7 protein-coding genes, 1 tRNA gene and 1 pseudogene are annotated in these 11175 nt (G+C 67.5%); 2 read left to right on the forward strand and 7 right to left on the reverse strand.

Annotated elements, in window-relative coordinates:
• Positions 1–20 precede the first annotated feature (20 nt).
• Positions 21–2423 (reverse strand): serine/threonine-protein kinase, encoded by a 2403-nt coding sequence (locus tag IRT45_RS30685; RefSeq protein ID WP_194809294.1) that lies wholly within the window; start codon positions 2421–2423, stop codon positions 21–23.
• A gap of 203 nt (positions 2424–2626) precedes the next feature.
• The gene (locus IRT45_RS30690) at positions 2627–5092 is read right to left on the reverse strand and encodes an FHA domain-containing protein (RefSeq protein ID WP_194809295.1); all 2466 of its coding nucleotides are present in this window, start codon (positions 5090–5092) and stop codon (positions 2627–2629) included.
• A 259-nt stretch (positions 5093–5351) separates the two neighbouring features.
• Between IRT45_RS30690 and IRT45_RS30695 the strand changes: the two genes are divergently transcribed.
• Together IRT45_RS30695 and IRT45_RS37600 are read left to right on the forward strand one after the other, a co-directional pair.
• Positions 5352–5567 carry a hypothetical protein gene (locus IRT45_RS30695; protein ID WP_194809296.1) on the forward strand — a complete coding sequence of 72 codons (216 nt, stop codon included), beginning with the start codon at positions 5352–5354 and terminating at the stop codon, positions 5565–5567.
• A pseudogene (locus IRT45_RS37600) lies at positions 5530–5619 on the forward strand (hypothetical protein); the annotation flags it as partial. The gene IRT45_RS30695 and the pseudogene IRT45_RS37600, both read left to right, overlap by 38 nt.
• A 173-nt stretch (positions 5620–5792) precedes the next feature.
• Here the strand turns inward: IRT45_RS37600 and IRT45_RS30705 are convergent.
• From IRT45_RS30705 to IRT45_RS30725, 5 genes are all read right to left on the reverse strand, one after another.
• Positions 5793–5868 (reverse strand) — tRNA-Thr (locus IRT45_RS30705).
• Between the two features lie 57 nt (positions 5869–5925).
• A complete protein-coding gene (locus IRT45_RS30710; RefSeq protein ID WP_194809297.1) occupies positions 5926–6387 on the reverse strand; it encodes a YdeI family protein in 462 nt (153 codons plus the stop codon).
• Between the two features lie 75 nt (positions 6388–6462).
• Complete coding sequence (locus tag IRT45_RS30715; protein ID WP_194809298.1) at positions 6463–7674, reverse strand: DNA polymerase III subunit delta'; 1212 nt, start codon at positions 7672–7674, stop codon at positions 6463–6465.
• 86 nt (positions 7675–7760) lie between these two features.
• Positions 7761–10616 carry a type I DNA topoisomerase gene (gene topA, locus IRT45_RS30720; protein ID WP_228535570.1) on the reverse strand — a complete coding sequence of 952 codons (2856 nt, stop codon included), beginning with the start codon at positions 10614–10616 and terminating at the stop codon, positions 7761–7763.
• 438 nt (positions 10617–11054) lie between these two features.
• Positions 11055–11175: cold shock domain-containing protein (locus IRT45_RS30725; RefSeq protein WP_194809300.1), on the reverse strand; the 121-nt coding region annotated here is incomplete at its 5' end.

Genomic DNA, 11175 nt, shown 5'->3' on the forward strand with positions numbered 1-11175 from the left:
AGTCGGCGAGTTCCGGGAACTCATCGCCGACCGGCAGCCGCCTGATGTTCGGGATCCACCACTCGCTCCAGTGCGCGCAGATCGGCCTCGAGCGCCCGGAACAGCACATAGGCGACCACGAAGGCGACGATGGACCCCACGCACAACACCCGCACCGCGACGATGATCTTCGGAGTATCGCTCAGCGGCAGGAATGTCACCCCGGCCACCGCCAGCAGGGGCACCGACGCCGCCACCGCGAGATATCCGTTGCAGCGGCGATCGAGCCGGCGCAGGTGCACCGCATCCTCGGGGCTGATGTCGCCGTGCCGGAGAAACAGCGGGTAGACGCAGCGGACCATGTAGAACGTCACCAGGAAGAACGGATATGCCACCGCCATCGCGCCGCACACCAGCAGCCCGCCCACGAAGTGCACCATCTCCTGTCCGGTGAGCTCGTGGGTCGCGAAGTGCAGCACGAGCGGGAACAGAATCGCCGACAGGCTCCAGAGCGAGAACGCCACCACCACACACCGATCACCGAACAGCAGGGCATCGGATCTGGCTCGGGCGAGTATCCGGGAGTCATAGTCGCGTCCGCGCCGCATACCGCGCGGAACGGTGAGTAGATAGCGCGACAAGTACATCACGGTCACGATGCCCACCGGGAAGAAGACCGCGTTCACCGTGCTGGTGAAAATCCACCATGTATGTTGGGCGGGCTCACTCATCCGGTCGATTATCAGGGTTCGATTGTGCACCGTGTTGTACACGGCCGCAAGCACATTCGGGGTGCCATAGGCCAGCAGCACCAGCGGCACCAGCCACCTCCGCGCCCGGAAACGCCAGCTGGTGGGCGCCGGATCCACCAGTTCGCGGGCCCGCGCGTCCAGGCACAGTTCGAACTGCTGGGCCAGTTCGTTGCCGTTGGACCACCGCTTGTCACGCGTGGGCGCCAGGCAGGTCCGCAACACCCTGCACAGTGTCGCCGGACAATCGGGCGGAACTCGTTGCAGCGCAGCCGAATCCACACCGGCACGACGACGTGCGAGCATCGCCCCCAGCGCGGTGGAGTCGCTACGCTCACCCGCGGTGCTGTCGTCGAACGGCTTGGCACCGGTCAACAGCTCCCACAGCACCACACCCAGCGAGTAGATGTCGGAACGGGTATCCAGATCGTCGGCGGAACGGCGGTAGCCGGGATGGCAGGCCTCCAACTGTTCCGGCGACATGTACGACAGCGACCCACCGAAGTACGCCACCGGATTGGCGCCGGCAACCTCACGGCTGAAACTGATGTTGAAATCGGCGAGTTTCGGCACCGCCTCCGCGGTGAGCAGCACGTTCGCCGGTTTGACGTCGCGATGCAGCACGCCGTGCTCGTCGGCGTAGGCCAGCGCCTCGGCGAGCCGGCGGCCCAGCCAGGCCACGGTTTCCGGCCACGACAGCGCCGCGATCTCGGCGCGCACGCTGGAATCGGTCGGGCGGATCTCACCCTTCTCCTCCATCGCGGCGTCGACCGCGGCCAGCAGCAACCGACCGCTGCGCTGGTCGGCAGGGGTGGACCGGACCCGGCGCAACACATCCAGCAGAGTGCCACCAGGCAGAAACTGCATGTACAGCAGCCGCAGTCGGCGGCTGCGGGAATCGCCGTGCGGGTCCGGTTCGCCCAGCAGCCGCTGGTCGAAGATCCGGACGATGTAGTCGTGGTCGAGCTGGGCCAGCGTCTGCGGTTCGGTGCCGCGGTCGGCGGAGACCTTCACCGCCACCAGCCGCTGCAGCGAGCGCTGCCGGGCCAGGAACACCCGCGCGAAGGCTCCGCTCCCCAGACCGGTGAGCAGATCGAAATCATCGATGCAATCGCCTACCCGGATGCTGTCCAGCCGAGCGACCTGCGATCCCGTCGTCTCCTGTTCGGCGAACAGGTCGCCCGTGGTGCGGGTGCCTTCGGGGGAGACCATGGTCGAGGCGACGACAGTCGGGTCCGCACCGGCGCGTTGAGTGGTCCGATCCTCGTCGTCGGCATTGAGCAACTCGCTCAGCTCGGGCGCTTGCGCGGGATATTCGCGCAGATATTCGCGCGGGTCGACCCGCTCGCCGCTGTGCCGGCGGATCACGAACTCCTCATAGACCAGGCTGGCCGGAACGCGGTCCGGCGACAGCTCGGCGAATTCCGCGCAGTAGTTCCGCAGCCGCTTGCGGGGCGGCTCGGGTCCGCCGGACGGCGTGAGCGCGGGCCGGCGCAGCCAGCGCTGGCGCAGGTCGACGCGGATCAGTTCGATCAACGCGTCCAAGCGCAAGGTCTCCGCGTCGGGCAGGTAATCGCTGATGGCCGGGGCGGGGGCAGCCGATTCCCACGCGGCTGCGAAGGCGGCCACCGCGCCGGAGCCGAGTCCGGCCGTTGATCGTCCGAAGCCGCTGTCTGAGCCGGAGCCGTCGGTCATATCCGCTCCTGTCGAATCCGAACCGCACAGTGGCCGGTCGGATGCAATCCGCCACACCCAACACCATCATCCCCGAGAGGCGGTCCGATCGAGGAGAAATCGCACGGCTGCCTCCGGGCGCCCCTCGGGGCGCCGAGGCCTTCTATGACTACGTCGATCCGGGCGACGTCTTCGAGGTCGTGCCGTAATCGGTTTTGTCGGCGTCAAATCCGCGCGGGGCGGGCGCCGCGCCGCCGTGGACGCAGCTGATACAGCCGGTATCCGGCCAGCGCGAGGAAGACGGCCCCCAGGCCGGCGACGACCCCCATGTCGAGCAGCCACGTGCCCAGGGCATGTCGCCACAGCGGGTCGGGTGCGCCCTCGTGCGGCGACAGGGTGTCCAGGTCGAGGGTGGCCGCTGTCGCAGCGTAGCCCCAGCGGGACGGCGACAGGTAGGACAGCTGTTGCAGAACCGGGACGCCGGGCAGCCGTACCATACCGCCGGTGAACACCAGTTGCGCCATGGACAGCACAATCAGCAGTGGCAGCGTCTTCTCCGAGGTGTTGACCGACACCGAGACCAGCAAGCCCAACGCCAGCGAGGCGATGCCGAGCATCGCCATCGCCAGGATCAACTCCAGCGGGACCGAGGTGAATACGCCTTCCGCCGGCATGCTCACCCCGATGGTGCCGATCACGAACAGCACCACCGCCTGCAGGATGGTGATCACGCCCAAGACCAGGAGCTTCGACATCAGGTAAACCCCTGCGGACAGTCCGGCCGCGCGTTCTCTGCGGTAGATCGTCCGCTCCTTGACGATCTCGCGAATCGAGTTGCCGGTGCCGATGAAACAGGCACCGAATGCCAAGATCATGAGCTTGGTGGGGGCATCGCTGTTGGTTCCGGGCGCCCCGGTGAAACCCTCGCCCGACGGCACCGCGGCGATCAAGCCACCGAGAATCAGTGGCATCACGCCGAGCAGCGCCAGGTAACTTCGGTCCGAGGCGATGACCGCCACGTATCGCCGGCACACCGTACTGAGCTGGCTGAGCTTGGACTGCGACGCGGGCGGGGGTGCCGGTGCGTGTACGTCCGCCGGGCCGACATCGTCGGTCGGCCCGACCTCCACGTACTGCTCGAAGCGTGGCGATTCCCGGAATTCAGCAGCCCAGTCGCGGTCCTCCTCGCGGTCGAAGGACTGAAACACCTCGGCCCAACCGCGCTGCCCGAACTGCTGCAACCCCTCCGCGGGCGGTCCGTAATAGGCCAGCCGACCGCCGGGTACCAGCACGAGGAGGCGGTCGCAGGAATCGAGGTTCGCGACACTATGGGTGACGACGATCACGGTGCGCCCGTCGTGGGCCAGTTCGGACAGCATTTCCATGACCGTCTTGTCCAGGCCCGGGTCGAGGCCGGAGGTCGGCTCGTCGAGGAACAGCAGGGACGGTTTGGTCAGCAACTCCAGTGCGACGCTCACCCGTTTGCGCTGGCCACCGGAGAGCCTGTCGATGCGGGTGTCGGCATGCCGGGACAAGCCGAGCTCGGCGAGGACCTCATCGACCCGCTGCTCGCGCTCCTCGGGGCGCGTGTCACCGGGGAAGCGGAGTTCAGCCGCGTACAGTAGCGCACGCCGGGTCGGAAGTTGGCTGTGCAGGATGTCTTCTTGCGGAACCAGTCCGATGCGGTGGCGGAGTTCGTCGTAGTCGGTGTAGAGGTCACGTCCGTCGTAACGAACCGTCCCCTCTGTCGCCGGACGCAACCCGGTCACCGCGCCGAGCAACGTCGATTTGCCCGCTCCGCTGGGTCCGATGACCCCGACGAGCGAGCGCTGCGGAATCGGGAAACTCACCTCGTCGAGGAGAACCTTGCCTTCCGGTGTCCGCACGATGAGGTTCTGCACCGAGACCGACACGTCACCGGTGTCGACGTACTCCCGCAGTTCATCGCCGACCAGCCGGTAGGTGGTATGCCCCATGCCGATCAGGTCGGATTCGGACAGGTCCGCCGAATCGACCCGGGCGCCGTTGACGTAGGTGCCGTTGTGACTGTCGAGGTCGACGACCCGATACCGGCCTGCGCCGGTCACTCGCAGTTCGGCGTGATGACGGGAGACCATGAGGTCGGGCACGACGATGTCGTTGTCGGAGGCCCGCCCGATCCGGAGTGTGTCCGAGACGATCGGGACGACCGCGCTGGGGTGAGCCGCCGGAGGCGACGACCGCGCAATCCGCCGGGGGCGGCCCCCCGGATGGGGCGTCGTCACCGTGGCTTCATCGTCGAGCTGGTAGCCGGGATCGGGGACGAGCATCGTGTCGCCGCCGATATCGCCGGACGACTCGCGGCCGTGCTGTCCTTGTCGCCCCTCCACCGAACAGGCCAACTGCTCGCCGTTCACGGCGTGGCCGAGCTGGAACGTCTCGTCATGATCGATCAGCATCCGATCGACGCGCCGACCGTCGAAAAAGGTGCCGTTGAGGCTGTGCGCGTCCTCGATTTCCCAACCGTCCGACCCGCGCTCCAAGACGGCGTGCACGGAAGATACCCGCGGATCGGTCACCACGACGTCGGCCGCCAGATCGCGGCCGACATTGTATGAACCTCCCGCGTGCAGCCGATAGACGCGCTCTCGCGTTTGCACCACCAGAACGGGCGCCTCGGGAAATTCTGTGGAGGACTGATCATCCGCCATAACGGGAGTATACGACTTGACACGCCCTGCCGCCGCAAAAGCCGGCGACCGGGAATTCCCTGGCAGTGTCCGCTCTGCTCCATTTTCGCGCCGCCCTAACCCCCGCTGACCAGCGAGAACGACCTGCGAGTGGAGAGCCACCACCACCCGGCAGCCGCTGACGAGGCAGTACAGCCGCTGCACCGACACCCGACCGAACCAGCCGCGGAAATCACCGTGGCGGGGATCGGAAATATCAATTCGATCGAACCCGAGCAGAATGTCGAAGCTGAATATTCCCATTCATTCATCGCGCCGGAATTCCGACACATCCCATATTTTTCCCGCCGCCGTGACCGCGCTACGCGTCTTCCACGACGACAACGCCGCCGGCGACGAAGACACCCGAGCACGCACCGCTGGAACCGTGGAACGTCAACCGGGCATTCACGGCATTAGTGAAGCGGGCCGACCTGCGGCCGATCCGCTTCCATGATCTTCGTCACTCCTGCGCGCCCCTGCTGTTCACTCAGGGCGCGGACATCGCGACGGTGCAGCGGATTCTGCGCCATGCCTCGATCACGACCACCACGCGGTTCTACTTGGAAGTGATCGAGAAGGTGCAGCGGGATGCGGTCGCCGGCATGGATGGATTGTTCGGTGGCGACGCCTGGATTGTCGTCGACAACTGTCGTCAACGGCTCTCTGCGCGAGAAAAAGGTGGAGCCGCCTGGGGGAATCGAACCCCCGACCTTTTCATTACGAGTGAAGCGCTCTACCGACTGAGCTAAGGCGGCGTGCCTTTCGGCGGTGCGAGTCTATCGTCTTCGGTGACCGAACACGAAAACGGCAGGTCATCGCTGCAGCGTCGACATGATCTCGGCCAAGCGGCGGGACTTGGTGGTCGGTGTCCGGGCCTTCAGCAGGGGTAGGACCAGTAGGTAGCGGGCGGTTCGGTCCAGAGCGGCGAAGCGATCGGCCGTCGCGGTATCCGCGGCCAGTGCCTCGGCCAGCTCGGGCGGGACGGGTGCCGAGCGCTGGGGCGCGTACGCGGCGTCCCAGCGCCCGTCGGCGCGGGCGGCCTCGATCGCGCGGAGGCCGGGTGGACGCATCCGGCCCGTGGCGATCAACGCCTCGGCTCGCGCGACGTTCACCTGGGACCAGGTGCTGCCGGGACGCCGGGGCGAGTAGCGCTGCAGGAACGAGCGGTCGTCGTGAGCGCGCCGGTGACCGTCGATCCAGCCGTAGCACAGGGCCACCTCGGCCGCCTCGTCGATGGTGATCAGGGGCGCGGACGAACCCTTGCGGGCGATCATCAGCCAGGCGCCGCCGTCGGCGGTGTGGTGTCCGTCGAGCCAGTCGGCCCAGGCGGCGTCTGTCGTGCCGGTCGATCAGGCGGAGCGGGCCGCGATGAGACCCGCGACCATCGCCGCGATGGCGAAGCGCGGCTTGACGTTCAGGTCGAGAGCCTCGCGGCAGGCGAGGACGGCCTCGATGGAACGCAACAGCCCCTCGGGTCGCACCTCGTCGGCCAGATCGCGGATCTGATCCGACAGGTCGGGGTGGGTCAGAGTGATCGCCGGGGACGGATTCGTGGCGGAGGTGCCGAAACGCAGGGCCAGCGCGTCGCGGTACAGGCCCGCGACATCGATCAGCGCCCGGTCGAGGGCGTCGCGGCTGGTACGGGTCGCACGGGATTTCTGCCGGCGCTCGAGGTCCTTCAGCACACCCGCGGAACCGCGGGTCGCCGAGGCGGCGCCCTTCCCGGTGCCGCCGGCGCCCAGCGCGGTCGCCAGCTCGTCGCGTTCGCGCTCGTCGCGTTCCGCGCTGACCTGCTTGGCCTCCTCCTCGGCGGATTTGACCAGCTCGTCACCGGCGGCATAGGCGGCCGCCGGACGAGTGACCGCCGAGACCAGCGACAGTGCACGGGTCCGGCGGGTGCGGGCCTGCTCGTCGGTCGCGAGCCGGCGGGCGCGGCCGACATGACCGCCGCTCACCGAGGCCGCCCATGCCGCCTGGTCCGGACTCAGCCCGTCGCGCTCGCGCAATACCTGCGCGATGGCGTCCACGGACGGCGTGACCAGGTGGACATGCCGGCAGCGGGATCGCAGCGTGACCGAGATGTCTTCCGGGTCCACCGACGGTGCGCACAGCAGGAATACGGTCCGTTCGGGCGGTTCCTCGACCACCTTCAGCAGTACGTTGCCCGCGGCCTCGGTCAATCGGTCGGCATCCTCGATCACCACCACCTGCCACCGCCCGGTGCTGGGACGGCGGGCCGCGACCTGCACGATCTCACGCATTTCCTTGGTGCCGATGCTCAGCCCCTCCGGAATCACCCGGCGGACATCGCCGTGGGTACCGGCCATGGTGGTGGTGCAGGCATGGCAGTGACCGCAGCCCGGCGTGCCCTCGGCCGTACATTGCAGGGCGGCCGCAAAGCACAGTGCCGCAACGGATCTGCCGGATCCGGGCGGACCGGTGAACAGCCAGGAGTGCGTCATCGCCGAGGACGCGATCCCGGTGCGCGCCGCCACGGCGGCAGCGGTCAACTCGGACTCGACCGCGTCCTGGCCCACGAGCCGATCGAAGACACCTGCCACGCGCTACACCCTAATCGGCCGCACCGACAAGCCGACCGGCACCGAGCAGCCGCCTGCTGCGACGCCACCCGCTACGACGACGCCCGCTACGACTCGGCCGTCGACTTCGCCGCGGCCTTCTTCGCGGGTGCCTTCTTGGCCGCGGTCTTCTTCGCGGTGGTCTTCTTCGCGGTCGCGGTGGTCTTCTTGGCCGTCGACTTCGCCGCGGTCTTCTTGGCAGGCGCCTTCTTCGCGGTCTTCTTGGCCGCCTTCTTCACCGGCCCCTTGGCCCGGCGATCGGCGAGGAGCTCGGAGGCCCGCTCATCGGTGATCGACTCCACCTCGTCACCCTTGCGCAGGCTGGCATTGGTTTCGCCGTCGGTGACATACGGACCGAACCGCCCGTCCTTGATCACCATCGGCTTGCCGGTGGCGGAATCGTTGCCCATCTCACGCAGCGGCGCCGCACTCGCCGCCTGGCGTCCGCGCCGCTTCGGTTCGGCGTAGATCTTCAATGCCTCGTCCAAGGTCACGGTGAAGATCTGATCCTCGGTGGCGAGGGAGCGAGAGTCCGTGCCCTTCTTCAGATACGGGCCGTAGCGGCCGTTCTGCGCGGTGATCTCGTCGCCCGATTCGGGATCCTTGCCGACCACGCGAGGCAGCGACAGCAGTTTCAACGCGTCCTCGAGGGTGATGGTCGACAGATCCATCGACTTGAGCAGCGAGCCGGTCCGCGGTTTGGGCGCGGCTGCCTTCTTGGCGCCTTTCTTGGCGTCGAGATCGGCCTCCGGCTCGGGCAGGATTTCGGTGACATACGGCCCGAAGCGGCCCTCCTTGGCCACGATCCGATGCCCCGTTTCGGGATCCACACCGAGCGAGCGCCCCTCCTGTGGGGTCGCGAACAGCTTCTCCGCCACCTCGGGCGTCAACTCGTCCGGCGGCAGATCGTCGGGCAGATTGGCGCGCTGGGAAACCGGATCGCCATCCGGATCGTCCGGGTTCTGGACCATGCGCTCCAGATACGGACCGAAGCGCCCGACTCGGACCACGATGTCGCGGTCCTGATCGTCGGTGAACATCTTGATCGAGTTGACCTCGCGGGCATCGATATCGTCGAGCCGCTCACCGACCATCCGCTTCAGACCACCGGAGCGCGCCACCGACCCCTCGGCGCCGTGGTCACCACCGAAGTAGAAGCTGGTCAGCCAGTTTCCGCGCTGCTCGCGACCGCCGGCGATGGCGTCGAGGTCGTCTTCCATCGCCGCGGTGAAGTCGAAGTCGACCAGGCGGCCGAAATATTCCTCCAACAGCCCGACCACCGCGAAGGCCACCCAGGACGGCACCAGCGCGCTACCGCGTTTGTAGACGTAGCCGCGGTCCAGGATGGTCTTGATGATCGAGGCGTAGGTCGACGGACGACCGATGCCCAGTTCCTCCAGCGCCTTGATCAACGAGGCCTCGTTGTAGCGCGGGGGCGGGTTGGTGGTGTGCCCGTCGGGCGTCAGCTCGGTGGCGTTGACGTTCTGGCCCTCGGTCAGCGCGGGCAGCCGCGATTCCGCATCGTCGGACTGACCGCCCGCGTCCTCGTCGACACTTTCCACGTAGGCCTTGAGGAAGCCCGCGAAGGTGATGGTGCGTCCGGACGCGGAGAACACGCATTCCTCGCCGGTGCCGGCGCGGCCGGTGATCCGGACCGTCAGCGTGGTGCCGCGCGCGTCGGCCATTTGCGAGGCGACCGTGCGCTGCCAGATCAGCTCGTAGAGCCGGAATTCGTCCTGATCCAGCCGGGCGTGCAGCTGGCCCGGCGTGGCGAAGGTGTCACCGGCGGGCCGAATCGCCTCGTGCGCCTCCTGCGCGTTCTTGACCTTGCGGGTGTATTGCCGGGGCGTCGGATGCACGAACTCCGGTCCGTACAACTGGGTCGCCTGCGCCCGCGCCGCGCTGATCGCCGACTCCGACAGCGTCGTGGAGTCGGTACGCATATAGGTGATGTAGCCGTTCTCGTACAGCCGCTGCGCCACCCGCATCGTCCGCTCGGAACCGAACCGGAGTTTGCGCGCGGCCTCCTGCTGCAGCGTCGAGGTCATGAAGGGCGCATAGGGCCGCCGGGTGTACGGCTTGGACTCGACCGAGGTGACCTGGAAATCCGCCTTCTCCAGCGCGGCGGCCAGCCGCCGTGCCGCGGCTTCGTCGAGGATGGTGACACCGTTGCGGGTCTTGAGCTGACCGTCGGATCCGAAATCCCGGCCGCCCGCGACGCGGGAACCGTCGACGGTGACCAGTCGCGCACCGAAGATCCGCGGATTGGCCTCGTCGCTCTCCCGGCCGCCGGCGTCGAATTTCGCCGCGATATCCCAGTACTCCGCGGAACGGAACGCGATGCGCTCCCGCTCGCGCTGCACGACGATCCGGGTCGCCACCGACTGCACCCGGCCCGCCGACAGCCGCGGCATGACCTTCTTCCACAGCACGGGGCTGACCTCGTAGCCGTAGAGGCGGTCGAGGATGCGCCGGGTTTCCTGCGCGTCGACCAGGTCGTTGTCGAGTTCGCGGGTATCGGCCGCGGCGGCGCGGATGGCCGGCTCGGTGATTTCGTGGAACACCATGCGCCGGACCGGAATCTTCGGCTTCAGCGTCTCGAGCAGGTGCCAGGCGATGGCCTCGCCCTCCCGGTCGGGGTCGGTGGCCAGATAGAGCTCGTCGGCGTCGCGCAGGAGCGTCTTCAGCTCCGAGACCTTGGCCTTCTTGTCCGGACTGACGACATAGATCGGCTCGAAATCGTTGTCGACGTCGACACCCAGCCGGGCCCAGGACTGGCCTTTGTATTTGGCCGGCACATCCGCGGCACCGCGCGGAAGATCCCGGATATGGCCGACGGACGCCTCGACCGTATAACCGCGGCCCAGATAGGGCGCGATCTTGCGTGCCTTGGTCGGCGACTCGACGATGACGAGACGACGCAGGGGACGCCCCCGGCCGACTGCGGCCGCATCGGGCCCGGCGGAGGCCGCATCGGGAGTCGGCGATGCACCGCGGTCTCGTGTTGCCACCGGCGAACACACCTTTCCTGTCGACCCGCGCGGCGCAGGCGCGCGGCGCGCGGCTGGGGCAAGAGGGAGAGACAAATGTCTCCCGCCAGAGACGTTTATACCGTGTTTCGCTGTCGTGGAGTCCGCACTGCGGACCCGCGACCCAGGAGTCTCGGCTGTTCTGCGCGGCACTTCACCGTCGGTACCGTCCGAACCGAAATGGCTGCGAACTGCAGAAAAACCCCCTTGTGGGCAACTCGATCAGATCGAAAAGCCCCGGTTTTCGATCGAGTCTACTTCCCCCGCAAATGACTCGTCCCTCACCGCGTGCTCGCGGTGAGGGACGAGATCAGACCTTGTTGGGTTACTCGCTCAGCTGAGCGCGCGAACTCCGGTGGCCTGCGGGCCCTTGGTGCCCTGGCCGACCTCGAATTCGACCTTCTGGTTCTCCTCGAGGGTGCGGAAGCCCGAACCCTGAATCTCGGAGTAGTGG

Source organism: Nocardia sp. BSTN01, assembly GCF_015354405.1.
GTDB lineage: Bacteria > Actinomycetota > Actinomycetes > Mycobacteriales > Mycobacteriaceae > Nocardia.